Source organism: Flavobacterium humidisoli (assembly GCF_023272795.1).
GTDB lineage: Bacteria > Bacteroidota > Bacteroidia > Flavobacteriales > Flavobacteriaceae > Flavobacterium > Flavobacterium humidisoli.
In genome coordinates this window covers 5,083,858-5,108,619 of sequence record NZ_CP096829.1, presented here as the reverse complement: position 1 = coordinate 5,108,619, position 24,762 = coordinate 5,083,858, and the positions used below count along the sequence as shown (strand labels likewise).

The 24,762-nt window shown below is 33.0% G+C and carries 29 protein-coding genes and 3 tRNA genes; 9 read left to right on the top strand and 23 right to left on the bottom strand.

The window, feature by feature from the left end; genetic code table 11:
* The first annotated feature begins 186 nt into the window (after positions 1-186).
* On the top strand, positions 187-894 hold the full coding sequence (locus M0M44_RS21440) for a class I SAM-dependent methyltransferase (protein ID WP_248727552.1): 708 nt from the start codon (positions 187-189) through the stop codon (positions 892-894).
* 60 nt (positions 895-954) lie between these two features.
* Here M0M44_RS21440 and M0M44_RS21435 read toward each other — a convergent pair whose 3' ends face one another.
* The 4 genes from M0M44_RS21435 to M0M44_RS21420 form a co-directional block, all read right to left on the bottom strand.
* Positions 955-1,416, bottom strand: coding sequence for a DUF3291 domain-containing protein (locus tag M0M44_RS21435; RefSeq protein WP_248727551.1), 462 nt, complete (start codon positions 1,414-1,416; stop codon positions 955-957).
* A gap of 137 nt (positions 1,417-1,553) precedes the next feature.
* On the bottom strand, positions 1,554-1,832 hold the full coding sequence (locus M0M44_RS21430) for a putative quinol monooxygenase (RefSeq protein WP_248727550.1): 279 nt from the start codon (positions 1,830-1,832) through the stop codon (positions 1,554-1,556).
* Positions 1,833-1,834: 2 nt separating this feature from the next.
* The gene (locus tag M0M44_RS21425) at positions 1,835-2,440 is read right to left on the bottom strand and encodes an NAD(P)H-dependent oxidoreductase (RefSeq protein ID WP_248727549.1); all 606 of its coding nucleotides are present in this window, start codon (positions 2,438-2,440) and stop codon (positions 1,835-1,837) included.
* Positions 2,441-2,857: 417 nt separating this feature from the next.
* Complete coding sequence (locus M0M44_RS21420; RefSeq protein ID WP_248727548.1) at positions 2,858-3,844, bottom strand: aldo/keto reductase; 987 nt, start codon at positions 3,842-3,844, stop codon at positions 2,858-2,860.
* A 115-nt stretch (positions 3,845-3,959) separates the two neighbouring features.
* Here M0M44_RS21420 and M0M44_RS21415 point away from each other — a divergent pair, with 115 nt between their 5' ends.
* Positions 3,960-4,805 carry an AraC family transcriptional regulator gene (locus M0M44_RS21415; protein ID WP_095930479.1) on the top strand — a complete coding sequence of 282 codons (846 nt, stop codon included), beginning with the start codon at positions 3,960-3,962 and terminating at the stop codon, positions 4,803-4,805.
* A gap of 286 nt (positions 4,806-5,091) precedes the next feature.
* On the opposite strand, the gene M0M44_RS21410 is transcribed toward M0M44_RS21415, so the two are convergent.
* The 3 genes from M0M44_RS21410 to M0M44_RS21400 all read right to left on the bottom strand — a co-directional run bounded on the left by M0M44_RS21410 (position 5,092) and on the right by M0M44_RS21400 (position 8,170).
* A complete protein-coding gene (locus M0M44_RS21410) occupies positions 5,092-6,144 on the bottom strand; it encodes an SMI1/KNR4 family protein (protein ID WP_248727547.1) in 1,053 nt (350 codons plus the stop codon).
* Positions 6,145-6,160: 16 nt separating this feature from the next.
* On the bottom strand, positions 6,161-6,922 hold the full coding sequence (locus M0M44_RS21405) for a C40 family peptidase (protein WP_248727546.1): 762 nt from the start codon (positions 6,920-6,922) through the stop codon (positions 6,161-6,163).
* Positions 6,923-6,991: 69 nt separating this feature from the next.
* A complete protein-coding gene (locus M0M44_RS21400) occupies positions 6,992-8,170 on the bottom strand; it encodes an acetyl-CoA C-acyltransferase (protein ID WP_248727545.1) in 1,179 nt (392 codons plus the stop codon).
* Positions 8,171-8,409: 239 nt separating this feature from the next.
* On the opposite strand from M0M44_RS21400, the gene M0M44_RS21395 reads away from it, so the two are divergent.
* The 3 genes from M0M44_RS21395 to M0M44_RS21385 all read left to right on the top strand — a co-directional run bounded on the left by M0M44_RS21395 (position 8,410) and on the right by M0M44_RS21385 (position 8,672).
* Positions 8,410-8,493: transfer RNA gene (locus M0M44_RS21395), tRNA-Ser, on the top strand.
* A gap of 14 nt (positions 8,494-8,507) precedes the next feature.
* Positions 8,508-8,582, top strand: a tRNA-Pro gene (locus M0M44_RS21390).
* A gap of 16 nt (positions 8,583-8,598) precedes the next feature.
* A tRNA-Arg gene (locus M0M44_RS21385) sits at positions 8,599-8,672 on the top strand.
* 141 nt (positions 8,673-8,813) lie between these two features.
* Here M0M44_RS21385 and M0M44_RS21380 read toward each other — a convergent pair.
* Positions 8,814-9,326: a PRC-barrel domain-containing protein gene (locus M0M44_RS21380; protein WP_248727544.1), complete on the bottom strand. Its 513-nt coding sequence runs from the start codon at positions 9,324-9,326 to the stop codon at positions 8,814-8,816.
* Positions 9,327-9,331: 5 nt separating this feature from the next.
* Positions 9,332-9,502: a hypothetical protein gene (locus tag M0M44_RS21375; RefSeq protein ID WP_248727543.1), complete on the bottom strand. Its 171-nt coding sequence runs from the start codon at positions 9,500-9,502 to the stop codon at positions 9,332-9,334.
* A gap of 289 nt (positions 9,503-9,791) precedes the next feature.
* Between M0M44_RS21375 and M0M44_RS21370 the strand changes: the two genes are divergently transcribed.
* Positions 9,792-10,310, top strand: a complete 519-nt coding sequence (locus M0M44_RS21370) for an STM3941 family protein (protein WP_248727542.1) — start codon at positions 9,792-9,794, stop codon at positions 10,308-10,310.
* 29 nt (positions 10,311-10,339) lie between these two features.
* Here the strand turns inward: M0M44_RS21370 and M0M44_RS21365 are convergent, their stop codons facing one another.
* The 5 genes from M0M44_RS21365 to M0M44_RS21345 form a co-directional block, all read right to left on the bottom strand.
* Positions 10,340-10,783, bottom strand: a complete 444-nt coding sequence (locus M0M44_RS21365) for a GNAT family N-acetyltransferase (RefSeq protein ID WP_248727541.1) — start codon at positions 10,781-10,783, stop codon at positions 10,340-10,342.
* A gap of 59 nt (positions 10,784-10,842) precedes the next feature.
* Positions 10,843-11,616: a ThuA domain-containing protein gene (locus tag M0M44_RS21360; protein ID WP_248727540.1), complete on the bottom strand. Its 774-nt coding sequence runs from the start codon at positions 11,614-11,616 to the stop codon at positions 10,843-10,845.
* An 18-nt stretch (positions 11,617-11,634) separates the two neighbouring features.
* Positions 11,635-13,404: a glycoside hydrolase family 9 protein gene (locus M0M44_RS21355; protein WP_248727539.1), complete on the bottom strand. Its 1,770-nt coding sequence runs from the start codon at positions 13,402-13,404 to the stop codon at positions 11,635-11,637.
* 180 nt (positions 13,405-13,584) lie between these two features.
* On the bottom strand, positions 13,585-13,788 hold the full coding sequence (locus M0M44_RS21350; RefSeq protein ID WP_248727538.1) for a hypothetical protein: 204 nt from the start codon (positions 13,786-13,788) through the stop codon (positions 13,585-13,587).
* 35 nt (positions 13,789-13,823) lie between these two features.
* A complete protein-coding gene (locus tag M0M44_RS21345) occupies positions 13,824-14,123 on the bottom strand; it encodes a hypothetical protein (protein WP_248727537.1) in 300 nt (99 codons plus the stop codon).
* A gap of 101 nt (positions 14,124-14,224) precedes the next feature.
* On the opposite strand from M0M44_RS21345, the gene M0M44_RS21340 reads away from it, so the two are divergent.
* Both M0M44_RS21340 and M0M44_RS21335 read left to right on the top strand, forming a co-directional pair.
* A complete protein-coding gene (locus tag M0M44_RS21340; RefSeq protein WP_248727536.1) occupies positions 14,225-14,548 on the top strand; it encodes a helix-turn-helix domain-containing protein in 324 nt (107 codons plus the stop codon).
* A 173-nt stretch (positions 14,549-14,721) separates the two neighbouring features.
* On the top strand, positions 14,722-15,825 hold the full coding sequence (locus M0M44_RS21335; protein WP_248727535.1) for a fatty acid desaturase family protein: 1,104 nt from the start codon (positions 14,722-14,724) through the stop codon (positions 15,823-15,825).
* Between the two features lie 148 nt (positions 15,826-15,973).
* Here the strand turns inward: M0M44_RS21335 and M0M44_RS21330 are convergent, their stop codons facing one another.
* On the bottom strand, positions 15,974-16,495 hold the full coding sequence (locus M0M44_RS21330) for a hypothetical protein (protein WP_248727534.1): 522 nt from the start codon (positions 16,493-16,495) through the stop codon (positions 15,974-15,976).
* A 206-nt stretch (positions 16,496-16,701) separates the two neighbouring features.
* Here M0M44_RS21330 and M0M44_RS21325 point away from each other — a divergent pair, with 206 nt between their 5' ends.
* On the top strand, positions 16,702-17,349 hold the full coding sequence (locus M0M44_RS21325) for a M15 family metallopeptidase (protein ID WP_248727533.1): 648 nt from the start codon (positions 16,702-16,704) through the stop codon (positions 17,347-17,349).
* Here the strand turns inward: M0M44_RS21325 and M0M44_RS21320 are convergent, their stop codons facing one another.
* The 8 genes from M0M44_RS21320 to tsaD form a co-directional block, all read right to left on the bottom strand.
* Positions 17,350-17,916 carry a hypothetical protein gene (locus tag M0M44_RS21320; protein WP_248727532.1) on the bottom strand — a complete coding sequence of 189 codons (567 nt, stop codon included), beginning with the start codon at positions 17,914-17,916 and terminating at the stop codon, positions 17,350-17,352.
* A 4-nt stretch (positions 17,917-17,920) separates the two neighbouring features.
* On the bottom strand, positions 17,921-19,102 hold the full coding sequence (locus M0M44_RS21315) for a THUMP-like domain-containing protein (RefSeq protein ID WP_248727531.1): 1,182 nt from the start codon (positions 19,100-19,102) through the stop codon (positions 17,921-17,923).
* Between the two features lie 2 nt (positions 19,103-19,104).
* The gene (locus M0M44_RS21310; RefSeq protein ID WP_248727530.1) at positions 19,105-20,196 is read right to left on the bottom strand and encodes an AI-2E family transporter; all 1,092 of its coding nucleotides are present in this window, start codon (positions 20,194-20,196) and stop codon (positions 19,105-19,107) included.
* Positions 20,197-20,299: 103 nt separating this feature from the next.
* Positions 20,300-21,262 carry a zinc metalloprotease gene (locus M0M44_RS21305; protein WP_248727529.1) on the bottom strand — a complete coding sequence of 321 codons (963 nt, stop codon included), beginning with the start codon at positions 21,260-21,262 and terminating at the stop codon, positions 20,300-20,302.
* A 286-nt stretch (positions 21,263-21,548) separates the two neighbouring features.
* Positions 21,549-22,046, bottom strand: coding sequence for a TrmH family RNA methyltransferase (locus tag M0M44_RS21300; protein WP_248727528.1), 498 nt, complete (start codon positions 22,044-22,046; stop codon positions 21,549-21,551).
* 10 nt (positions 22,047-22,056) lie between these two features.
* Entirely contained in the window at positions 22,057-22,695 is a 639-nt protein-coding gene (locus M0M44_RS21295; protein ID WP_248727527.1) for a DUF4159 domain-containing protein, read from the bottom strand.
* Positions 22,696-22,844: 149 nt separating this feature from the next.
* On the bottom strand, positions 22,845-23,549 hold the full coding sequence (locus M0M44_RS21290; protein WP_248727526.1) for a 16S rRNA (uracil(1498)-N(3))-methyltransferase: 705 nt from the start codon (positions 23,547-23,549) through the stop codon (positions 22,845-22,847).
* A 3-nt stretch (positions 23,550-23,552) separates the two neighbouring features.
* On the bottom strand, positions 23,553-24,575 hold the full coding sequence (gene tsaD / locus M0M44_RS21285) for a tRNA (adenosine(37)-N6)-threonylcarbamoyltransferase complex transferase subunit TsaD (protein WP_248727525.1): 1,023 nt from the start codon (positions 24,573-24,575) through the stop codon (positions 23,553-23,555).
* Positions 24,576-24,762 lie beyond the last annotated feature (187 nt).

Genomic DNA, 24,762 nt, shown 5'->3' with positions numbered 1-24,762 from the left:
TTAATTGATAAAAATAGTATTTTTAAAGTATTTATGGAAAGAATAGTTTTGAAAATCAAAAAATAAGTCTCTCGCAGATAAAGCAGATTATTAATTTAGAAAAAATCGTCTAAACCATAATATTTCCAATCTATAATAGCATAAAGATTCGCGAAATCTGCGAGAGATTAAAAAAAACAAAAGACAATGAAAAAATCAACTATTGAAGAAATCAAGGAAAGATTTGACAATGATGTCGAACGATTTTCAAATTTAGAAACAGGTCAAGTGGCAACAATCGATGCTACTATTTCTTTAGAATTAATAACCGAAGCTTCAAAACGAATTGTTCCTAATGCTGCAACTGTTTTAGATGTGGGATGCGGTGCTGGGAATTATACTTTAAAGATGTTGTCTAAAGTGCCAAACTTAAGCTGTACTTTGGTCGATTTGAGTTTGCCGATGTTAGACAAAGCTTTTGAAAGAGTCTCAGCAGAAACAAACGGAAAAGTTGTTGTGAAGCAAGGGGATATTAGAGAAATAGATTTAGAAGAAAACAGTTTTGACATTATTTTAGCTGGTGCTGTTTTGCATCATTTGAGAGACGATCAAGATTGGGAAACAACTTTTACTAAATTATTTAAATTATTGAAACCAGGCGGATGTTTAATGATTTCTGATTTAATAACGCAAGATACAGAATTATTGAATGAGTATACTTGGCAACGTTATGGAGAATATTTGGAAGGAATAGGAGGGGTAGAGTACCGTCAGAAAGTTTTAGATTATATTGAGAAAGAAGATTCGCCAAGATCAATGAACTATCAATTGGATTTAATGAAAAAAATAGGTTTTTCAAAAGTCGAAATTTTGCATAAGAATATGTGTTTCGGGGCTTTTGGAGGTATAAAGTAAAGCTTTTGTCAGCCACGAATTTATGCATAGATTAATTCATAAATTCGTGGCTATAAAAAACTATACGGTTTGTTTTGGAGCAGGAAATTTAGTTCTAAGATCAAAAACTAACTCCGAAGCTCCATTTTGCTGTAAATAATCTAATTTTTCAACTGCTTCTTCAAGAGTTGGACTATGTCCTTTTGGAATCCACCACATAGCGGTGTGGGCTTTTCCAAATTTCTGAAACCATTCTTTGCGACGTCTTAGAAATTCGCTGTGGAAGGTTTTGTACATATAATGCTCTAGTGTTTCAATGTTTTCCCAAACCGAAACATTGATGATAATTTGTTCGTCATTGTACGGATTCAGACTTGTGGCATTGTCAGTATCGTCTTTTAATCTCCAGACAAAACCTTCACTTTTTTCGGCTAAAGTATTTACGAGGTCTAAATTATCTACAAATTCTTTCATGATGGGATCGTTAATATCGACTCCTTTCATTTTCGCAATATTAATTTCGGCAAGATGGTAATTACTCATGATTTTTATATTTCTGAAACAGAAGCAATTTAGCTTTTTTCGGATAATTTTATAGCCACGAATGCACGAATTAACCTAAAATCTTTACATATAGATTTTAAAAATAAAATTCGTGCATTCGTGGCTAACAAAAAAACTTATAAAATCTGAGCTGTTTTATAAACCTGAATTGGGCTTGCCACTAAGGCTTCTGTTTTTTTGATAAATTCCTGTAAGTAGGATTGAGTGTTATGAAGATCTAATCCCGGCTGATCTTTCCATTCTTCCCAAAGGATAAAAACATTGTCAGAAGTGTGCAAATCGTAGCGAATACAGGCTGCTTCTTTTCTTGTTTCGGTAACTAGATGGTTAAGCATAGTTTTAATTTCACCTAAATGTTCGGGTTTGCTTTTTAAAATTGCGGTAATCGAAATCATAATTATAAGTTTTTAAAAGTTTGCTCTAAATGTTTGGTGTATTGTTCTTTAAAGATAATAATATTTTCTGGTGTTGCCCCTTTTTCTACATCATGAAAATGGAATCCGTCTATTTTTTCCATTCCAGTAAATTTGTTCATTTTGTGAAAACCAAACATTACGCCATCATCAACAGAAGTCTGATCGAAGAATTCTCCGGGAAGCGTAAATGCTGTTGCAGGAGCATTCCAGCTTGTGGTAAGCATGTATTTTCGTCCGTGTAAAAGTCCGCCAGTTCCGTAATTGATATCTGGATCTACGCGGCTTCTTCCGTCGCTTTTGTAAATTCCGTTGTTATGTCCTTGTGTGAAAACATCATCGATGTATTTTTTGAAAAGATTTGGTAATTGAAACCACCAAACGGGTGTGTGATAGATGATTAAATCTGCCCAAACGAATTTTTCTACTTCCTCCTGAAGATCGATATTGTCTTCTATATGAGTTGTTTTTATTTCATATTCGCTGTTTTTAGAAAGAAATTCAATGGTCCAATCTTGAACTGTTTTATTGAATTTTCCGCCTGAATGCGCGAATTTTTGTCCGCCGTTGATTATAAATATTTTTTTCATTTTAAAATTATTGTTTCTTATGAAAATGGATGCGTGAGGGATTGAGGCGGTATCCTTTTGCGTAATGAAATGGAGCAAAAGATATAGCCGAAAGCCCGACCCGGAGGGACACGCCCAAATTCTAATTATTTAAATTTTGAGATTGTTTTAAACACATAGAAACATAGGTTTTTCTTTCTTGGAAAAGGGAATGGAAAGAAACTGGTTTCGAACACATAGTTCTCAAAGTTTGTCATTTTGAGGAACGAGAAATCACATTCGTTGCTCGCCAAAGAATGGCGCCTTAGTTTGCAGAGTTTCTAGTGTGATTTCTCGTTCCTCGAAATGACAAGACTACGCAGATTATGTTTGTGAATTCAAGTGAAATGTCTTTGCAGACAAAGTAAAACCTATGTTTCTATGTGTTTAAAAAGAGAATTATTTTATTTTAGCAATTGCCTGATTAATAAAATCCAATTCTGAAGCTGATAAATCGAAATTCATTGTTTTGGCATTTGAAATGGCTTGTTCTGCGTTTCTTGCTCCCGCTAAAACAATTGCAATTCCTTTTTGTAAAGATGTCCAGCGTAAAACCAATTGAGATAAGCTTGCTTCTTTTGCATGTGCTAAAGAAGTTAATTCTTCAACTAAAGTTTTAACTTTTTGAAGATCAAATTGATTGAAGTAACCGTTTCTATGGTCGTTTTCTTTTAATTTACTGTCTGTGAAATATTTTCCAGTCAATAAACCTCTTTCCATTGGGCTATATGCAATGATTCCGATATTTTCTGCAACGGTGAAAGGAATTAGTTCTTCTTCAATTTTACGGTTTAGCATGCTGTAAGCTACTTGGTTTGAAGACACTTGAATTGTTTTTTGTGCTTCCTTAATTTGTGCAACATTGTAATTGCTTACTCCAAAAGCTCTGATTTTTCCTTGCTGAATTAAGCTTTCTGCCGCTTCCATTGTTTCGGAAATTGGTGTTGTTGAATCTGGCCAATGAATTTGCAATAAATCGATATAATCGGTTTGAAGGCGTTTTAGGCTTTCTTCAACTTCTTTAATTACGTTCGCTTTTGATGAATATTTATAAATTGGAACTTTTTTGCCATTATCGTCGGCGTCAAAAAAGAAATCGCCTTTTCCGTTATTACTTCCATCCCAAACCAAACCGAATTTTGTTAGTAACTGAACTTTAGAACGATCTACGCTTTTAACGGCTTCTCCAATCATTTCTTCGCTTAAACCAAATCCGTAAAAAGGAGCGATGTCGATTGTGGTAACGCCGTTGTCGATTGAAGCGTGAATCGAGTCGATTGAATCTTTCTTTTCTGTTCCGCCCCACATGGTTCCGCCAATAGCAAATGCACCATAAGTAATAGCTGATAATTCAAGTTCTGAGTTGCCTAGTTTTCTATATTCCATGATTGTGATTTTTTGTGTTTAAATTGATGAGGCAAAATTATACTGTTTTTATGGTTCTTATTTGGTATATATTTGTCTTTTTTAGGTATATTTGCATCTTCAAATAAATAGAATTATGAAAAAAGAAAACTTATATGAACCTTTTACGGTTTCTTTTGAAACGCTGAATGAATATCCAGATGTTGGGGATCGTCATAATTTTTTCGAACTGGTTTACATTTTGGAAGGAACAGGAAGGCAGTGTATTAATAAGAATATATTTGAGTATGATCCAGGGCATTTATTTTTATTGACGCCTGAAGATTGTCATAATTTTACAATTGAAACCGAAACAAAATTTTTCTTTTTGAGGTTTAATGATATTTATTTGAAAAATTCTAGTTTGCAGAACGAAAATATTCAGCGATTAGAATATATTCTTCAAAACGCCAATCATCAGCCAGGCTGTATACTTAAAAATGATCCGGATAAATGTCTGGTAAAGGTTATGATTGAAGCCATTTGCCGTGAGCATCAGGATAAAGACGTTTACAATCAGGAACTGATTCAGCAGCTGGTTAATACATTGATTATTATTGTGGCAAGAAATATTGCGAAATATCTTCCTGAACAAATAACAATAAATACCGAGGCGAAAGCGATGGATATTCTGCAATATATTCAGAATAATATTTACTATCCTGAAAAAATTAAAGCGGAATCTATTAGCGATTATTTTGGGATTTCGAATACGTATTTAGGCCGTTATTTTAAGAAGCATGCGAGCGAAACTATGCAGCAATATATAAGTAATTACAAAACAAAACTGATTGAGCACCGTTTGCAATTTAGCGATAAGCGCATTAACGAAATTGCGTATGAGTTTGGTTTTACCGATGAAAGTCATTTCAATAAGTTTTTTAGAAAACAGAAAGGATATAGTCCGTCTGAGTTTAGAAAAACGATTCGATTGAGTGCTTAAACACGAATTTCACTAATTTGCACGAATTTTTTTGCTTAATAATTTTTTCCTCTCGCAGATTAGACAGATTTTTTTAGAATAAATCTGAACAATCAGCTAAATCTGGGGGAGAAGCAAACTTTTGTTAATCACGAATTCACGAATTTTTTGTTTTTTGCCACAGATTGAATTGATTAGAGAGGATTTTTTTTTAAGAATAAATCCGCGCAATCTCCAAAATCTGCGGGAGAAAAAAAATCCGTTCAAATCCGCGTTTCACGAAGTGAATCTGTGTCATCAGCGTGCTTTAACTTTCTTTTCCAACAATAAAATCAAAGTGTTCGATTTTGCCGGACTTTAGATTGCGGATTTCATTTTGGATTAATTCTTCTAAAGAATCAGCGACGATGTTTCTGTCCCAAGATTCATTTTGGAGTTCTATAATCTGTCCAAATTTTCCTTTTGAAGCTGGATCTGTATCGTATAGTAAATAATCACCATTTCTTCCTGTAGCAAACGGAATCCATTTTGGGTTAGCGTAGTTGTTTGTATTGATTTTTTCGAAATCTATTTCTTGTTCAGGTAAGTCTTCTTCGTCAAATTGTAAATCTTGAATTGAATTCCATTCTTCTGCAATATCTTCAAACGGAATTAAATCATAGCTCCAATTGTTTACTCCAAACTGAAAAACAGCCGTTACTGGGTCGTAATTTACATTTTTAACTTTATAAAAATTTATAAGAGCGGGCGGTATAGTAATCTCATCTTCAAGTTCAATATGTTCTTGAATATCTTCTTCAGAAATTCCTTCTGTAAGATTGTAGTAATCGTTGTTTGTTGAAACAATTTTATTGATTTCCGAAATCCATTCTTGCCATAAGGGCTCAAACAATTTGAATTCAGGGTCAATAGGGGCAGTGATTTTCTTTTCTTTTTCTTCGGAAGCAGAAATACTCAGAGATGTAATTTTGCCATCTTCTTTATCAAACCAGACACTTATTCCGTTAAGAATGAAAGCACCGCTTCGGTCTCCTTTAAAAAGCTTTACAAGCTGATTTTTGTTGTCGTCGTAGTATTGAAATAATTCTTGTCCGTCAAAAATAAATTCTCCTGTAAAGATGCTTTTTGCGCAATAATCATATTCTCTAACTTCAAATTCAACGGCCAAACTTTCGACTTTGTCTCCTTCTTTAGAAAAAGCCATAATACCTTGGTCATCCCAAGTATAAATGTGATTGTATTGTTTTTTGGTGTATCTAAAATCTCCTAGAGCTTGTTTTAAAACTGTGATATCAATTGGGAATTCGATGTTTATGTTATTAATCTGAAAGCCTGTTTTGGATAATTCAAGTTTTGTCATTTTGCTTTTTTGAGAGTTAGATAATCTTTTTAATTACACGTAGTTTATGAGTGTGTTTGTTTAATTCTGGATTGTAGATTCCAGTATGGTCCAAACGATCAATACGAACTTTTCCACTTGCGTGAATGATATAATTGTTGTCCATTATGATTCCGACATGGGTAATGTTTCCTTCGTCATTATCAAAGAAAGCCAAATCGCCTGGTTCGCATTCTTCAATAAAACTTAAAGGATCTCCTTCAAGAGCTTGTTGAGAAGCGTCACGATGAATTTTATATCCGTTCAATTTATAAACCATTTGAGTAAAACCAGAACAATCAATACCAAAAGGAGTTTTTCCTCCCCATAAATATGGAGCATTCAAATACATAAAAGCAGTTTTTATTAAAGCGCTTTTAGGTTTGATGCCACTGGTTTTGGTTCCTTCGAACTCGAAATTTGAAATATTGATTTCGCTGTTGTTTAAAAAGGATAATGAAGCTCCCAGCGGAATTGGAAGCAGTAGATTGTTTGGAGCTGTAATGTAATCAATTAAGTCCGCATTTAAAATAATCGACTCTTTGCTCAAAAGATCAAATTGCTCTTTGGTAATTTCCTGATATTGCTTAGAATCTACCCAACCTTCATAATCATCAAACTGAATCCTAATTCGTGCCCATTGATTTTTGCGTTCTAAAATTTCTATATGCTCGCCAAACAAAAGCTGTGTGACAATTTCACTTCTGTCGCTGGCTTCAGCTCGAACGGGTACTATGGCTAAATTGCAAATTCCAAACATTTAAGGAAATTTATAAGTTGAAAAATCAGGAGTTGTATTTAAGACTCCTGATTTTTTTGTGATATTGTTTTAAGCTCTTTCGATAACAATTGCCGATGCGCCGCCGCCGCCGTTGCAAATTGCAGCTGCTCCGGTTTTTGCATTGTTTTGTTCTAAAACATTAAGCAAAGTTACTATTATACGTGCTCCAGAAGCTCCAAGAGGATGTCCTAATGAAACAGCGCCACCGTTTACGTTTACTTTATCGTTATCAAGGTTTAATATTTTTGCATTGGCTAATCCAACAACAGAGAAAGCTTCGTTAAACTCGAAATAATCAACATCTGAGATTGAAATTCCCGCTTTGTCTAAAGCTTTTGGTAATGCTTTTGCTGGACTTGTTGTAAACCATTTTGGTTCTTGCGCAGCATCTGCATAGCCTTTTATGTAAGCTAGAGGTTTTAATCCTAAAGCGTTTGCTTTTTCTTCAGACATTAAAACCAAAGCAGCAGCTCCGTCATTAATTGTTGAAGCGTTTGCAGCGGTTACAGTTCCGTCTTTTGTGAAAACTGGAGCTAAAGATGGAATTTTATCTAATTTCACATTAGTATATTCTTCATCTTTTGAAAATATAAGAGGTTCGCCACGTCTTTGCGGTACTTCAACAGGAACAACTTCATTTTCGAATTTTCCAGCGTCCCACGCTTTTGCACTTCTTTCGTATGATTGAATTGCAAAGGCATCTTGCTCTTCACGGCTTATTTTGTATTCAGATGCACATAAATCAGCACAAACTCCCATTGCGTTGTTGTCGTAAGCATCTGTTAAACCGTCTTTCTGCATTCCGTCCAACATAGTTGCAGGACCAAATTTATTTCCGGCACGCATTTGCACATAGTGAGGAATCAAACTCATGCTTTCCATTCCGCCTGCTACCACAATTTCTGCGTCTCCGCATGCGATTGCCTGAGCTGCAAACATTACGGCTTTCATTCCAGAAGCACATACTTTGTTTACTGTTGTAGCAGCAACTTCTTCCGATAATCCGGCAAACAATGCAGCTTGGCGGGCTGGTGCTTGTCCAACTCCGGCCTGGATTACATTCCCCATGAAAACTTCATCGACTAATTTTGGGTCAAGATTAATTTTTGAAAGCGCTCCTTTTATGGCAGCAGCTCCTAATTTTGGTGCAGGTACACTAGATAACCCGCCCATGAAACTTCCGATAGGTGTTCTAACGGCAGAAACGATAACAACTCTTTTGTTCATTTTCTGTTTAATAATAGTTAGTAAGCAAATTTAATGTTTATTTGAATAAATTCAAATTTTGTATTGAATAGGGTTGATTTTAAATTTAAGGTGAAATTTTTGTTAATTCTATTTGTTTGATTGTGAAGAGGTTTTGAAAAAAGATTAAAAAAAACTAAAAAAACTCCAAAAAAAGCTTGTGAGAAAAGGAATGTTGTTATACATTTGCACTCGCAAAACGGAAGCAATTCCACGAGCAAGGAGAGGTGCCAGAGCGGTAATGGAGCAGATTGCTAATCTGTCGACGGGTAACCGTCGCCAGGGTTCGAGTCCCTGTCTCTCCGCTTAAATTTTGCCTCGGGGTGTAGCGTAGCCCGGTTATCGCGCCTGCTTTGGGAGCAGGAGGCCGCAGGTTCGAATCCTGCCACCCCGACTACAATTGAAATAATGGTCGCATAGCTCAGCTGGATAGAGCACCTGCCTTCTAAGCAGGCGGTCGAAGGTTCGAATCCTTCTGCGATCACAAGAAGCCACTCAATAGAGTGGCTTTTTTGTTTTTATCTCTTTTTTGAATAGCTTACCAAAATAAATAAAGACCAAACATTCTTGAACGCTTGGTCTTTATTCGTTTATAAGATTTATTTTTAATGCCAATTACGGTTTATCAATAATTGTCAAATTCTTTACGTTTGTAAAAAGTATCATCATCACTGTCAGATGCAAACGGGGATTCATTATTAGGATAGTAAGAATTCAATACTCTTCTTTCATAATTTCTATCAAAATCTTGCTGAAGGTTGTATCTGCTTGTTTTTCTAAACGTTTCATATCCGATGTTGTTTGCCATGACAATTTTAGTGTCTTTATTTATGCTTACAGAACCAATTGGTATTATTATATGGCTGTCTCCATCTTTGTATATAAATTCCTTTCCATTTTCATTTTCTATTGCATCATGTACCTCATTACGAGTATCTTCAATTAATCCTTTGTCTAAATTAACATCAAGATAAACAACACGCTGCATATCTTTATTAACCCAAAGATTATCAATTTTTCCTATTGTGCGGTTGTCTGAGTCTACAATTTTCCAACCTCTTACGTCTGAATAGTTTGAGGCAACTTTATAATCAGAAAGCTCATCTAATCGGTATAAATTTTTGTCTTTATTTTCCATAGTTCTTAATAATTTGCTGTGCTATCTACACTAGAATTGTTTTCGATTTCCATTCTGTTTTCATTTCGCACCTGATCATCTTTCAAAAAGACGTAGTATACAAGTGCTGAGATTAGTAGGATTGCTACAATCCACGGCCAAATTGGCTTCTTTTTCTCAATTTTAATTTCTGCCATAACCTGTATTTTTAGTATGAATATTTAATTTTATAATAAAGGTACAAATGGAGATGGCGTTTGTAAGTATTTAATTTCGGATAGAAGTTATACAATTCCCAGTCGGCTAGAAAATTGATTGATAATGTTTTGCAAGTTTAGTGGCTCTAAATATATTTTTTGAAATTGGTTTTTGTTAATTTAATTAACCCAATGTTTGCGGGAGTTGCTTGGGTTCTTAAATTATTTTGTAGTAAATTGCTTCTTCATTTTTAAGTCTAATAACAAACGAAAATTTTTACTGCGCCCCATGAATGAAGAAATAAAATTATACCGAAACTCTAAGAAAACCAAAAACTTACTTTTATATGCCAGCGCAATCAGTATTTTAATAGCGATTATGCTTTTATACGGCATAGGAACTTTTGATGGAGTATTTAAAATAAAACTTTCGATTGCTTCTGGTGCGATTCTTTTAATTATGCTTGTTTTAATATTTAAAATTCTTGCCAGTATAAAAGATAAATCTCCATTAAGTCAAATGGATACAAATGGTTTTTCTGGAAGAACCACTCCAGTTGCTAAAGCATTTGGAAGAATAGAGTGGCAAGATGTTACCGATTTGCAATTAAATAAAGTTGGAGGGGACACTTTAGTTGCCGTTACAATTGATAATATAGCCAAGTATGATGGTCGCGTTTCTAAGTTTCTTTGGAAACTGGCCTTTGATGAACAAAATTCGAAATTAAACTTAATGTATTCTGCCTCAGAGGTTGATATTAATGCAGAAGAATTATATGAACTGTTTTTAAAGTACTGGAAAAAATAAAAATAGTTTATTATAAATGTAAAAGTCGCTTAATTAAGCGACTTTTTTATTAGTTCTAAATGCAGAATCGGATACGGTTTTCCGCAGCCATCTACATCAGATGTTGATTTTAGTTCAAAACCAAAATGCTTGTAAAATGCTGTGGCTGTTGCATTGTCTTTATTCACATCTACTTTTGAGATCTTAAGTTTTTCAATGGCGTACAGGAGTAACTTTTTTCCAATTCCTTTTCCAATTTGTTCTGCTCTTACAAATAGCATTTCTAAATTTTCTTCGCTAGTTCCCAGAAAACCTATAATTTCTTGTTGATCCTTTTTTATGCAGTACAATAAAACATTATCAAAAAAGTTTGGAATGAGTTCTTTGTAAAATGTAAAATCTTCAGGTTTTAAAAAATCGTGCGTTGCTTTTACTGAAGATTCCCAAACTGAAATTAATTCTGGATATTCTGTTTTATTGACTTTCTGAATCACAATTGAAAAAAAATAATTTTTGATAATGGGCAAAAATAACAATTATGTCAATATTGAATTTATCTTTTTCCAGCTGCCCAGAAAATGGAATTTTTCAATAGAGTAGTGTAAGCTTCGTTTTCGAATAATTCTGGTGCATGTCCCATAAAAATGTAAACATTTCGGGAAGCAAAATGATTGTTTGTCCAAACCACAGGGTGATCTCCCATTTTTATTTTTGAATCTGGCTGGTAAGTAGTTTCATCAACTGAAGCTAGAACATGCACATTTGGTCTCGGACTTTTATCATAAATGTACCATTCTTCTTTTTTGATTAGAAAATTGGTTGGAACATTTTTCATTATAGGATGAGATTGGTCTTCAATATTTACTTTTCCACTTGCAAAATCAGGAATGTAATTCACAAATCTGATTCCGCCCATAAAATCAGAAAACCACTTCCAGATAGGATATCCGTCAAATTCACCAAGTAAAGTAGCATGATGCAAACCAACCCAACCGCCTTTTCCGCTATTCATGTATTTCTGAAACGCAAGCATTGACTCTTCACTCCAAGTGTAGGGAGGATAGTCTAATTGTATAAAAACTTGATATTGTTTTAAAAGTGCTTCATTGATTGTTTTGGTATTTTCGATATAATCAACTGTAAAACTGCTGTCAATTGCCAGTTTGTTTAGCCAAGGTTTTGCGGCTTTTGTAAAATCAAGATGATGTCCGCCGTTTTCATATAAAACTAAAGCTTCAAAGTGAGACTTTTTTTGTTTTTGAGCTAGACAGTCTTGTTGAAAAACACAGCTTAAAACAAGTAAAATAAATGCTATTGATTTTTTCATGAAATGATTTGTTAGATGTTAGGGTTCAACTGTTGCAGTAATTGCTTGTAAAAACCATGCAGAATGCGGAATCCACTGTTCGGTCCAACGCCATTCATTGCCTTTGTCTTCTGTTTTAAAATCGATTCCAGAACCGTCACCATTTCCGTCTTTACCTGTAATTCCGTTAGAAATTCCGCCTTTTTCCGATCCGTGGCCATAATTAGAATGCATGTATGGTACATTTTTTTCTCCAAATTTGTACAAAAAGCACATCGAATACGGATTGCAGCCTAAAATCCAAGACAATTGCTGTGATGTGTACAAATCGAGCGATTTTTTTGTATCGCTATTTTTTTGAATTGAAATACTTTTTCCTCCTTCCACTGCTGCAGTTGCTAATGATGCTAATCTGGCATTTTCGCCTTGCCACCACCAGCCTGTTTCATTATCATGCGGAATAAAAAATCCGTCTTGAATTTTATCATTAAATAAAAAACTTTGCCTTGCATAACCAAACGGATTAGTAACATTGTTTGTAACGGCTAAATTATATTCTAAAGCTTTTTTGATGACATTTTTAGCGGAAGCTATTTCTTTATCGTCTGTTTCTTTCTTTAAATATCTTGTTAAAGCGACAATAGGCAAGCCAGCATCTGCAGCATGCCAAAACGGACGATTTCCATCGTTGCTTCTAAACCAGCCTTTATCTGTCATTCGACTTTCAAGTTTATGAGCCCGTTTTCTAGCTTCTTCTTTGTAGAAATTGTCATTGGTTGCAATCCATAATTCTGTTGAAGCCATCAAAGCGCAATAATCATCTATAATATTTTCTTTTCCGTCATCATCATATTTGATGTTGTTGATTAAAAGATGCTCATAAGCTCGTTTAGCTCCTTCCAGATATTGCTTTGAGGTAAAATCGCCACTCTTATTCCATTTTGAAATTCTTGCGAGAGAAGCTATTGCCATTCCGGCGCCTTCGCGAAAAGCAGATTGATATTCATCTGTTGTAACGCTATTGGCTTTTAGTCCAACAATTCTTCTTGCTGCTGGATTTTTATCAAAATAACTGAAAACGATCATATAAAAATAATCTTCATCAGAAAGACAGCGCATCATATAATCGGCGCCCCAAATGGCTTCGTTGTCTAAAGAATCTTTTATTTTCCATTGGGTAAGCTTTTTCGGAATAGCTTCAGAAGTGTTGATAAGTGACCAAGTTACCAAAGGAGTCTGCTGTGGCGATACAAAATTAGCGTAAGCTAAATGAGAAAAATATTTGCTAACATCGCCAGATGCATCGCACCATCCGCCATGTACGTCCACTTTTTTGGTGCTTCCAAACAGGAGCATGTTTTTGTCTGCTTCAAGTTCTTCTGGAGTATTGGCTCTTTGTTTGTTGTAGTAATGCACGATTGAAGAAATAGTTCTTTTGGCTAATATGTTTTCTTCAATCGAAAATCGTGCAGAAGTATAAACTTGATCTACAATTTTTAATGTAACTTTATAGTTTCCTGGCTTTTGAAAAGACGAAAAATCGGCTTTATAGTAAAAATTGCCTAAATTCCAGTCATTAATACTTTCTGCCTTTCCAATCTTAGCGGTAAAAAGGGTTTTTCCAGAGTCAGCATCTACGATTTCAAAATTTGAATTCAGATGATCGTTGTAATATTCAATTATGGCAATTTTTGGACTTTTCGGATCAAAGCCTACTTGATTTACAAAGATGGTAGTTTTGCTAAATGCAGAAATAGAAATAAACAAAACGATTAGTACAAAGTTTACTTGTTTGCTGAATTGTAACATGGTTTTAGTTTTTTAGCTAGTAGAAAAGGCAAATTACAAAAAAGAGAAAATTTACCTAAACGAAATGGTTTTATACTAAAACAATGATTTTTACGATGCAGATTGGTTTTATTAGTGTTAATCGCTCTAACGGAAATACTATTGATGTGTATTTGATGGGATTTTTATTGGTCTATTAATTTAATTCGTTATCCTTTTTAATTTCTCCAATTGATTAAAACATTGTAAATGAATTTCAAGACCTTCTTTGTATTGTTCGAGCGTCATTCCGTATAAGAAAGGTATATTTTCTAAAGGCATCTTACTTGAAGATGAAATTTCAAATTGATTTTGAATAGAATCTGATTGGCTGTTTTCTTTTTTATTAGAATTTTGATTTGTCATAATTAAAGCATTGGTTAAAAATGGTTCAGTCTCTTCTAGATTTCTGAGGTTAAGAGTTTTATTTTCTCAATAGCTTCTTTGTTTTCATGTGCTACCTCTACTAATGCTAATAAAATATCATTTCTAAGTATTGTTTTGTTTCTTACATTTCTAATTAATGCTTTGCTTGGAGTAGGGTGTCCTTTTTTAATAATACAAGAAATGGTAAGGTCGACATACGTTACAGGTAAATGCTTATCTATAAATTCATAAGCTTTTTTATTGTGAGAATTATCTTCTTTAAAATTGCTATTATTGATTAATTTTGACATATATTTGCTAATTATTAATGGCATGGTTGTTAGTCTGTGTAAATGTAAGAATAATATTATATTTATTATTCTTTTTAATGTTAAAAAATATATTTTAACTATATTTTGTTTGAATTTTAATGATGATGTATCACGAGAAACTAAGTAAATTCTTTAGGGATAAAGGATTAAAGCAGAAGGAAGTTGGGGCAATTTTAGGATTTAGCCCTGCAATGATTGGAAGGTATTTACATGGAACGGCTAATATAGGTTCTGAATTTATTCTTAGCTTAAGTAAAAACTTTCCGGATGTAGATTTGAATGATCTTTTTGCTCCCGATGAGCAAAATTTGGTTAATGAAGCTGGAGCAGTTTATGAAAAGCAAACTATTTTAAAAGATTTACAAGAAATAGAAGTTCGTATTCATGATATTAGACTGCGATTAGCAAACAAAAAGTTTGAGGAATAGTAAAAAGTTTTCCCAAAAAAAAATCTAACAATTCTAAATTTGACAGTATTAATTGAACCACTCTTTTTAGAGTGGTTTTTTGTTCTGAAATACTTGATTTTTAGTTGAATCGATTCTAAGAGGTTAAGTTTTTTTTTATTAAATTTGGTTAACAATTTCTAGCAGTAACCAATATGGAAAAATTAAAACGACCGGTTTATGTTAAACCAGGAACAGATGATTTTTTTAAAAAGATGCGTTTAGAAGTGAATGAAACGGTCTTAAAAAACTCGTCCTTATATGTACTAAATGTTGTAAAGTCTCTCGGACTTTTAGCAGTATTTTTTTTATTCTACGTCTGTATTTTAATTTTCGGCAACCAGACCCCCTTACTATTTCTTTTTTATATTTTGGCTGGTATTACCATGATTGTTTTATTTATAAATGCTTTTCATGATGCTGCACATGGAGCTTTGTTCAAAAAGCCAAAGCATAATGAATGGTTTTTGTATGTTTTAGAACTCTTTGGTAGTAATCATTGGCTTTGGATGCGACGTCATATAAGTTTGCATCATGCTTATCCAAACGTGCCCGATTGGGATGTTGATATCAAACAAAGCGATATTATTAGAATATTCCCAAACAGTCCATTGTTTAATTACCATAAGTATCAGCACATTTATATGTGGTTTATTTATCCGCTTTATAGCTTAAACTGGCTCTATATTAGAGATTTTAAAGACTTTTTTGGCACGAAGGATAATTATGTAAAAAGAGTAGTCGACAAGATTCCGAGACAAGAAGTTTACAGAATGTTTGCGGCCAAGATTATTAATTTAACTTACCTGCTTTTTGTTCCAATGATGCTTTTAAGCCAGCCTTGGTATATCGTTCTTTTTGCTTGGCTGTCTATGCATTTATGCGGAAGTGCAATTGGGGTGGTAGCACTGGTTTCGACCCACGTTGATGAAGATGCTCATTTTCCGAATACAGACGAAGAAGGAAACCTTTCTGATACTTGGGTGGTGCATCAAATGATTGTAACTAAAGATTTTAGTACGGAAAGCAAACTGGCTAATTTTTTATACGGCGGATTTACGCATCACGTTGCGCACCATCTTTTTCCAGCGGTTGGCCATACATACTATCCTTATATTACGCCAATTATAAAACGTTATGCAGCAGAATATAATTTGCCCTATACTTCGTATCCATTTTATCATGCCGTTCGTTCTCATTTTAGAATGTTGAAAAACAAAGGTGTAAAAGAAAATATTTTAGTAACAGGAGAAATATAGGTACTAAAAGCTATTTTGAAAAAAAGGCTGATTCATTATTGAACCAGCCTTTTTTTGAATTTGCTCCAGCAGAGCGTATATTTATGATTTAATTTCTTGTATTAAAAAGCTCCAACGGAGTGATATATAAAACTTTTTAACGTTGTGCTTATTTTTTATTCGTGATATTTTCTTTTTTAATGTTCAAGTCTTTTAAAAGGTTGTCTTTAATTTCAATATCAAAATTATCTTCTTTAAATACTGTTAGTTTTGATTCGGCAAATTTGTAGACATTAATTTTATTGTTTTTAACATCAATATACAAATCATACGAATAAGTGCTGCAGTCGTGCTGTTTGCATCCCCAAGCGTGCAGTATATTATCTTGTTTTTCAAAAGGAGTTTCAGTGTTCCAGTTTGCTGCCATTTGGTCATAGTCAGTTCCTAATAGTTTTTTTAATCTTGGCGCCAACTTGCTTTTAGTCAAAAAGTGAGTTCCAATAACGCTTTTATCAGCTAAACCATATAAAGAATCATTTGGATTTAAAACAACACTATCTTCTTTTAAAGCTTCTGTTTTTATTGAAGTAGAATCTGTTTTGGGAATGCTTTTAATGCTTTCTTTTTTGCACGAAACAAATAGTAAGCAGCCCAATATAACTGTTGAAAGGTATGTGGCTCTGTAATTCATATAACTGATTTTTTGAATTAATAATTTAATATACAAAGTCGTAATGATCTAATTTTCATAAAGATATTAAAAATATTTTTTGTTTTGAAAGTAGTTTATGATGGATTTCGGACTCAAAAAACTAATTTTTTAGCTTTAAAGAAGAACAGTAAGAATCCGTTTTTTAATATTTTTTGTTTAATTTCAATTTTTTAAATTATTTGGCGATGAATCACACTTTGAAAATTTTAGTTTTTTTTCTTTTCGGAATTAGCTCTTTACAAGCGCAAAATGAAGCTTATGTATCTTCATCAGAAGCTAAAATCTCAGATACGACTTTTGTAAATCTAAGAGATTATAGCAATGATTTTATTTATGATATGAAATATGCCACGGAAGATAATTTTCTGAAAACCAAAGTGTACGATTGCGCAGAATGTATGCTTCGTTTAAAGACTGTAAAAGCTTTAATTGCGGCCAATAATGATTTTTTGAAGAAAGGATATCGAATCAAATTATTTGATTGTTATAGACCTTTAGATATTCAGAAAAAAATGTGGGAGATTGTGTCGAATCCGACTTATGTTGCAGATCCAAAAAAAGGCTCCATCCACAATAGAGGAGGAGCCGTAGATATTTCTTTGGTTGATGTAACAGGAAAAGAAGTTGATATGGGAACTTCTTTTGATTTTTTTGGAATTATGGCCAGTCATAATTTTAAACAGCTTTCAGAAGAAATTCTTTCAAAAAGAGCTTATTTAAAAAATACAATGATTAAAAATGGCTTCAATTCATTTGATTCTGAGTGGTGGCATTATAATTTAAAAGCAGGTTTAAAAGATAAAGTTTCCAATCAAAAATGGAAATGCAATTGATTACTCAACACATCTGATATTCTCCATGAAATAAGTATTCGGATTGGTTACCTTTCCTGTCAACTCAGATGTTAGCTCTCGTTTTACAACGTAATCTTCTATGTTTGTTAAGTATTTTATTCGCATAATCGAGATAGGAGATTTTTTTAGTTCTTCGTAATTGTCTTTCATGAACATGAAAATTCCAGTGTTTACACGATTGTTAAAACCTTTATCATCACGAATTAGTGTTCCGCAATTTTCTTGATTAATATGCATTAAGGTTACAATTTTTCCGTTTTCTAATTGTAAAAAGATTTTTGAATTTTTATCAAAGCAGTTTGCCTTAATAAAATCTTTGCTTTTTTGAATAGCCTGAAGATTTAAAGTTGGCAATCCGTCGGTTTGTGCTAATGAAAAGAAAATGTAATCAAAGTTTCCTCCAAAATATTTTTCACTCATTAAATACTCATTAGTTACTTTATAGCTTCCAATTGAGTCATTTACATTTACACTGTATTCACATGGTTTTTGTGCAAATGCGGTAATAGTCAATAAAAAAAGAGTTAGTGTAATTAGTTGTTTCATTGTATTAGTTTATTTTGGTGCAAATTAAAACTATTTTGTTAGCTTTTACATCAGTTGTAAAAAAACAATACAAATTACCGCCATTTTTTATTTTCCACTTTTTTCTAATGTTTTCCACCGTCTCGGGGAAATTGCGAGTGGTAATATTCGCCTGCTGATTTGCAAGCTCATTTTTCATTTCATTTTTATTGTATGGAATCACTTTTTGAATCTCAAATTTTCTTCCAGGAAAATCAATTAAATCTTCAGAAGTATACAAATGAGAATGTTTATGAAGTTTATCGATTTCAAAAGTGACGCTTACTTCATCAAAACCACCAGATTTCATAATAGCGGCATTTGGTTCGTAAAGATATTTCTTTGGAAAATCGAAGGACGGATAGGAGATTTCATCGCCCAAAACAAACTCGAAAATTTCTGTTTTTTCTTTTAGAATATTAGCGGTTTTTAAAGTTACGTTACCAGAATAGCCTTTATGAATTTCAAAAAGCAGTTCCTTAACTTCGTTTTCTAGCGCTATAATATGAATGTTCTTTACATTTTTTAATTCTGACAATCCCGCTGAAATATCTAATAACGGGGCTGTTTTAATTAAAATATGATCTGATTTTTCGAAATAAAAATCGAGCAGTTCTGGAACATTTGGAAGGCAATCTTTTAGCATGAAGACTTTACCTTTGCTATCATTTCTTCGTGAAGGATCAATATAAATCCAGTCAAATTTCTGATTGGTTTCTTCTAATAAATGAATAGAATCACCAGCATGAAAAGTGCAATTTTTAACTTTTAACTGTTTAAAATTGTGTGAAACAATAACAGATAATTCTTCGTTTATTTCGCAATGGGTTATCGATTTAAATTTTTTCGAAAAATAATAATCATCAACACCAAAACCTCCAGTTAAATCAATTAAAGATTCGCCAGAAATTAAAGAAGCTTTGTAAGCTGCTGTTTTCTCTGAAGAAGTTTGTTCTACTGATATTTTACTTGGATAAATTACATTTTCCGTAACAAACCAAGTCGGCAGTTTTTCTTTGGCTTTTGTTCGGGCTTCAATTTGGTTTAAAATTAAAATCCAATCTACATCTGGAAATGGATTTTTTTGCAGCGCCAATTTTGTTACATCTGCACCAGTATTTTGGATTATAAATTCCTGTATTTCTTGATGCAAAATAGTAGTATTCAAAGCTAAATTCTTTCGGTTAATACGGAGACAATTTTATTATTAGGAAAAAATTCTTTTAAAATTACTTTAATCATTGTAAAAACAGGAATTGCTATAATCATACCAACAATTCCGAACGTAATACCGCTAATTAATATAACCAAGAATATTTCTAACGGGTGCGAATTTACACTTTTTGATGAAATTATTGGCTGACTAACATTATTGTCAATGGCCTGAACCACTAAAAAACCAATAATTACATAAATAGTTGTAGGAAGAATTTCTGATTGAAAATCTTTTCCGATCATACTTATCATGGTTAATAACCCAGCCAAAGTGGTTCCGATGATTGGACCCAAATAGGGTATTATATTTAGAATGGCGCATAAGAAAGCAATCACAAAAGCATTTTTATTTCCAAAAATCAGTAAGACAATTAAATAAAGAATAAAAACAACAATCAATTGCAATAATAATCCAATGAAGTATCTAGTCAGTAAATGATTTATTTTAGTAATAGAATTTAAGATTTTATCTTCATTTGAATCTGGTAATATTCTTCTTGCCTGATCTTTAAAGATATCCTGATCTTTAATAAAAAAGAAAGTAATAAAAAAAACAGAAACCAATCCCATTCCCATATTGGCCATAAAATTGATTATCGAATTGATAAATCCTGTAAAATAACTGAAATCTAAAACAGAAGTAAGCTTAGAATCTTTTATCACCTTATTTAAATCAATATGCTGAATATTAAAGTATTCTTCAAGGTGTTTTTCTGCCTCTATAAAATTAGTTTGAAGATGTGCAGTATCTAATAGCGCTAAATTATTGGCTTGAGAAATAATTAAAGGAACAAACAAAAGAATGAAGCCCACAATTAGAAATATAAAAAAGATAATGGTGGTGGTGGCCGCCATTGAATTGCTGAATTTTAATTTATTCTTTAAAAATAAAACTAACGGATTCGCAATTAAACATAGTATTAAAGAAATGCACAGATAAACAATAACAGTTTGTATTTCATAGAGAAAATATAAAACAATACCAATGATTAAGATTGTCGCTAAAGCTCTTAAAATTCCGTTCGAAATAGTTTTTGATGTAATCATGTTTAAATATTAGACTATAAATATAGGAAAAGCATTCTGAAAATTTAAGATAAAAAAAAAGCGAGATGAAATTCATCTCGCTTTTCTGTATTTTTTAGATTAACTATTGTGCAAAAGAGGCTCTAGCTCCTCCAGTTGTAAAAATAGCCGATATTCTGCTTTTTTGACCAGTTGAAAACATGTACATTGCAGCATCATCAACATAATCCATGTAATTCATTGTCATTTCTACAGGTGTTCCAGAACAAGTGCTGTAGTGTGGATATGCAGGAACGCCATAGTTTGCAGTATTATGAGTAGGAGTATCAGCAACAAGATCGCTTCCACAAGTTGCATCTCCCCAAATGTGACGTAAATTCATCCAGTGGCCCACTTCGTGTGTAGCAGTTCTTCCTAAGTTGAATGGTGCATTTGCCGAGCCAGATAAACCGAAATAACGAGAATCGATTACCACTCCGTCAGTTGCAGAAGAACCTCCAGGAAATTGTGCATAACCTAAAATTCCGCCTCCAATGTTGCAAGACCACATGTTTAATTTTGTAGTTGGAGAAGTAGGAGCAATTCCTCCTTGAGCAGTTTTTTTCATTGCATCATTTGTTCCCCAAGAAGTTTTAGTTGTAGATTTTCTAATAACTTGGTCTAAAACAAAAGTGATTCCAATGTTAGCTTTAACTCCTGAAAATAATGCTGGCACATTATTGTAATCTGAGTTTAAAGCATTAAAATCTTTGTTTAAAACATCAATTTGTGATTGAATTTGTGCATCCGAAATATTTTGCGCAGCAGTTCTGTAAAGAACATTGACTACAACTGGAATTTCGATTTTTCCATTTACCAAACGGCCTGTGAAATTTGAACCTGCATGTGTTGCAGTAAAAGTTTCGATTTCGTTCATTCTAATAGCCAATGATGGATCAGCTTTTAATTGAGCTTCTAAAACTTCTTGTGTTGCGCATCCTCTTCTAGAAGCAACACTTGCATCTGAGTTAGCAGATTCTGCTGATTGATCATTTTGACAAGCAAACAGCATTAATGCCGCAAATGTGGTAATAATAACTTTTTTCATAATAATTTGGGTTTTTTGTTATAAAAACGTTGATTAGTTAAATAATGCAGCAATTTTATAACAAAAAAATATTGTAGAAAAATATTACAAAGATTATTTTGTGAGAAATTTTGCAATCCCTTACAAACATTGATTCCTACAAAAACTAAGTAAAAAATATTAATAAGTTTTTTCTTTCTTTTGTGTTTTTAAAATGTATTTCATCGTGATTATCTGTAGTTTAACGATAATTTTGAGAAATCAAATTGATATAAAAAAAACAAGTACAATGCTTCAAAAAGAATTTTTACAAAGAAGTAATCTCATAAAGTGCAATACTCGCGGCCTGAACCACATTCATACTGCTGTTTTTGCCAAACATATTGATGTGCACGATTTGATGAGAAAGTTTTAGAAGTTCTTCAGATATTCCGTTGATTTCGCTTCCTATTAAAAGCGCAATTTTTTTATTTTTCGGAATTCTAACTTCTTTTAAAGGTTTGCTATTAGAAGCAATTTCTAGAGAAATAATTTCAAAATCATTATCCAATAGAAAAGATTGAAGTTCAGTAAAATCTTCAATAATAGAATGTGCTACATGAAGATGTGTACTGCGCGAAGTTTTATTGATTTTACGAAGTGTCAGCGGAATATCTTTTCCAAAAAAGATAATATTTTCTACTCCAAAAGCTTCAGAAATTCTGAACAAAGAACCAATATTCTGCTGAAAATAAATATGATCGCAAACTAAAGTTATGGGAAACGTTTTTCTTTCAAATTGATTTTCTTCGTGAGTAAGTTGCACTTTCTAAAATTTAATTAGTAAAAATATAATTGATAATGTTTGCGCCCATTTTCAAGGCTTTGTCTCTTACGTTTGCAGGGTCATTATGAACTTCTGGATCCTCCCAGCCGTCGCCTAAATCACATTCGTAAGTATAAAGTAAAACCAGTTTATTATCTATAAAAATTCCAAATGCCTGAGGGCGCGTTCCGTCGTGTTCGTGAATTTTCGGCAATCCGTTTGGGAAAGGAAAAGGTTTTTGAAAAATAGGATGATTCGCTGGAATTTCGACTAAACTATTATTTGGGAATATTTTTTTGATTTCTTTTCTAATAAATTGATCCATTCCGTAATTGTCATCAATATGCAGAAAACCACCCGCAGTCAGATAATTTCTCAAGTTGGTCACGTCGGCATCGCTAAAAACTACATTTCCGTGACCCGTCATATGTACAAACGGATACGAAAATAAATCTGGATTGCTTGGCTCTACAGTCGAAGGTTTATTTTTAATACGCGTATTAATATTAGCGTTGCAAAAACTAATCAGATTAGGCAAAGAAGTAGGATTTGCATACCAATCGCCGCCACCGCTGTATTTAAGCAAAGCAATTTCTTGTGAAAAAGAAGAGATTGAAAAAAGGAATAATAAATAGAATATTTTTTTCATGTAAGTTTTAAATATCTTGTTTTCGCATTTTTTGCCATTTCGACGAAGGAGAAATCAAACTAGAAATTCCGTATAGTTTGTTGCCAATTATTGTCTAGTTACGTGTGAGATTCTTCGTTCCTCCGGATGGCAAACTTTGTGCTGCTAATTTATTCATTAAAAAAAACAACACTATGACAAGCCACCACAGCAGCCGTTTCTGTTCTTAAACGTGTATTTCCTAAAGTTACAGGTTTATAATTATTTTCTAATGCCAATGCAATTTCCTTCTCAGAAAAATCACCTTCAGGGCCAATTAAGATTGTAACGTCTTCATTTGGTTTTAAAACTTCTTTCAGCGATTTTTTATCTGTTTCTTCGCAATGTGCAATTAACTGTAAACCATTTTGCTTTTGCTTAATGAATTCTTTGAATGAAATAGCTTCATTTAATTTCGGAAGAAATGTTTCGTTACATTGTTTCATTGCCGAAAGAATGATTTTTTCAAAACGATCTCGGTTAATCACTTTTCTTTCAGAACGATCACAGAAAATAGGAGTGATTTCCTGAATTCCAATTTCGGTAGCTTTTTCCAGAAACCATTCAAAACGATCGTTCATTTTAGTTGGCGCTACAGCCAAGTGCAAATGAAATTTTGGTTTTTCGGCATTCGTAATGTTAAGGACTTCAACAATACATTTATTGTCTGAAGCCAATGTAATCTGAGTTTCAAACAATAGCCCAGAACCATTTGTAACATGCAGAATATCTGCATCTTTTTTTCTAAGGACTTTTATAATATGACGGCTTTCTTCTTTGTCAAAAGAAAAGCTTTCGGTTGTTTCGTCTATATTCGGATTAAAAAATAACTGCATGATTTAAAATTCGATTCTTGCTTTAGAAACCACAGCAGAAGTTTCAAAACGATTAGATAAGTATTTTTGGTATCCTACAATTCCAATCATTGCAGCATTGTCTGTTGTATATTCAAATTTCGGAATAAAAGTTTTCCATCCATATTTGCTTTCGGTCTCTTTTAGCGTGCTTCTAATTCCTGAATTTGCCGAAACTCCACCGCCAATTGCAATTTGTGTAATTCCAGTTTCTTTTACCGCCAACTTAATTTTATCCATCAAGATTTCGATAATCGTATACTGAATAGAAGCGCAAATATCATTCAAATTTTCTTCAATAAAATTTGGATTCTGCTGTTTGTTCTTTTGAATGAAATACAAAATAGCTGTTTTTAATCCAGAGAAGCTAAAATCTAATCCCGGAACTTTCGGTTTTGTAAAGGGAAAAGCTTTCGGATTTCCTTCTTTTGCATATTTATCAATCAAAGGTCCGCCAGGATAAGGAAGGCCAAGAATTTTAGCGCTTTTGTCAAATGCTTCACCTACAGCGTCGTCGGTGGTTTCTCCGATAATTTCCATATCAAAAAAACTATTCACTTTTACAATCTGAGTATGTCCACCGCTAATTGTTAAAGCTAAAAAAGGAAATTCAGGTTTATCGTAGCCCTCTTCATCAATAAAATGAGCTAAGATATGCGCATGCATATGATTTACAGCAATTAGCGGTACATTTAAAGCCAATGATAATGATTTGCTGAAAGAAGTCCCGACTAATAAAGAGCCCATTAATCCTGGTCCTTGCGTAAACGCGATTGCGCTTAGCTGTTCTTTTTGTACATTTGCTTTACGAAGTGCAGCATCGATCACAGGTACAATATTTTGCTGATGCGCTCGGGAAGCCAATTCAGGAACAACACCTCCGTATTGATTGTGAATTAATTGATTGGCTACAACATTTGACAATACTTTGTCGTTATGTAAAACCGCGGCAGCAGTATCATCGCATGAACTTTCGATGGCTAGAATAAAAACCTCTGGATTTTGCATATAAAGGCACAAATTTTGAATTATATTTGACAAATCAAATGATTAAATTTCTTTGATTTAAGCAGTGCCCCAAAATTAAAGAATTTTTATCAGAAACAGCCGTACTTTGTCTGTTCAAAATAAATTAAAAGAAAAACTAAAATTAAAGAAGCTATCAAAAAAGTAAAGAAAATAATATCACGAACCC

What these genes read in the sequence shown, in the direction of transcription:
- M0M44_RS21430 (WP_248727550.1), bottom strand. Translation starts at nt 1,832, where the DNA reads ATGATTTCGATTACCGCAATTTTAAAAAGCAAACCCGAACATTTAGGT.
- M0M44_RS21435 (WP_248727551.1), bottom strand. Translation starts at nt 1,416, where the DNA reads ATGAGTAATTACCATCTTGCCGAAATTAATATTGCGAAAATGAAAGGA.
- tsaD (WP_248727525.1), bottom strand. Translation starts at nt 24,575, where the DNA reads ATGCAAAATCCAGAGGTTTTTATTCTAGCCATCGAAAGTTCATGCGAT.
- M0M44_RS21440 (WP_248727552.1), top strand. Translation starts at nt 187, where the DNA reads ATGAAAAAATCAACTATTGAAGAAATCAAGGAAAGATTTGACAATGAT.
- M0M44_RS21330 (WP_248727534.1), bottom strand. Translation starts at nt 16,495, where the DNA reads ATGAATTACAGAGCCACATACCTTTCAACAGTTATATTGGGCTGCTTA.
- M0M44_RS21405 (WP_248727546.1), bottom strand. Translation starts at nt 6,922, where the DNA reads ATGTTTGGAATTTGCAATTTAGCCATAGTACCCGTTCGAGCTGAAGCC.
- M0M44_RS21355 (WP_248727539.1), bottom strand. Translation starts at nt 13,404, where the DNA reads ATGTTACAATTCAGCAAACAAGTAAACTTTGTACTAATCGTTTTGTTT.
- M0M44_RS21400 (WP_248727545.1), bottom strand. Translation starts at nt 8,170, where the DNA reads ATGAACAAAAGAGTTGTTATCGTTTCTGCCGTTAGAACACCTATCGGA.
- M0M44_RS21345 (WP_248727537.1), bottom strand. Translation starts at nt 14,123, where the DNA reads ATGCCATTAATAATTAGCAAATATATGTCAAAATTAATCAATAATAGC.
- M0M44_RS21320 (WP_248727532.1), bottom strand. Translation starts at nt 17,916, where the DNA reads ATGAAACAACTAATTACACTAACTCTTTTTTTATTGACTATTACCGCA.
- M0M44_RS21420 (WP_248727548.1), bottom strand. Translation starts at nt 3,844, where the DNA reads ATGGAATATAGAAAACTAGGCAACTCAGAACTTGAATTATCAGCTATT.
- M0M44_RS21310 (WP_248727530.1), bottom strand. Translation starts at nt 20,196, where the DNA reads ATGATTACATCAAAAACTATTTCGAACGGAATTTTAAGAGCTTTAGCG.
- M0M44_RS21295 (WP_248727527.1), bottom strand. Translation starts at nt 22,695, where the DNA reads ATGAAAAAAATATTCTATTTATTATTCCTTTTTTCAATCTCTTCTTTT.
- M0M44_RS21425 (WP_248727549.1), bottom strand. Translation starts at nt 2,440, where the DNA reads ATGAAAAAAATATTTATAATCAACGGCGGACAAAAATTCGCGCATTCA.
- M0M44_RS21350 (WP_248727538.1), bottom strand. Translation starts at nt 13,788, where the DNA reads ATGACAAATCAAAATTCTAATAAAAAAGAAAACAGCCAATCAGATTCT.
- M0M44_RS21360 (WP_248727540.1), bottom strand. Translation starts at nt 11,616, where the DNA reads ATGAAAAAATCAATAGCATTTATTTTACTTGTTTTAAGCTGTGTTTTT.
- M0M44_RS21375 (WP_248727543.1), bottom strand. Translation starts at nt 9,502, where the DNA reads ATGGCAGAAATTAAAATTGAGAAAAAGAAGCCAATTTGGCCGTGGATT.
- M0M44_RS21380 (WP_248727544.1), bottom strand. Translation starts at nt 9,326, where the DNA reads ATGGAAAATAAAGACAAAAATTTATACCGATTAGATGAGCTTTCTGAT.
- M0M44_RS21340 (WP_248727536.1), top strand. Translation starts at nt 14,225, where the DNA reads ATGTATCACGAGAAACTAAGTAAATTCTTTAGGGATAAAGGATTAAAG.
- M0M44_RS21370 (WP_248727542.1), top strand. Translation starts at nt 9,792, where the DNA reads ATGAATGAAGAAATAAAATTATACCGAAACTCTAAGAAAACCAAAAAC.
- M0M44_RS21305 (WP_248727529.1), bottom strand. Translation starts at nt 21,262, where the DNA reads ATGAAAAAAGTTATTATTACCACATTTGCGGCATTAATGCTGTTTGCT.
- M0M44_RS21290 (WP_248727526.1), bottom strand. Translation starts at nt 23,549, where the DNA reads ATGCAGTTATTTTTTAATCCGAATATAGACGAAACAACCGAAAGCTTT.
- M0M44_RS21410 (WP_248727547.1), bottom strand. Translation starts at nt 6,144, where the DNA reads ATGACAAAACTTGAATTATCCAAAACAGGCTTTCAGATTAATAACATA.
- M0M44_RS21335 (WP_248727535.1), top strand. Translation starts at nt 14,722, where the DNA reads ATGGAAAAATTAAAACGACCGGTTTATGTTAAACCAGGAACAGATGAT.
- M0M44_RS21325 (WP_248727533.1), top strand. Translation starts at nt 16,702, where the DNA reads ATGAATCACACTTTGAAAATTTTAGTTTTTTTTCTTTTCGGAATTAGC.
- M0M44_RS21415 (WP_095930479.1), top strand. Translation starts at nt 3,960, where the DNA reads ATGAAAAAAGAAAACTTATATGAACCTTTTACGGTTTCTTTTGAAACG.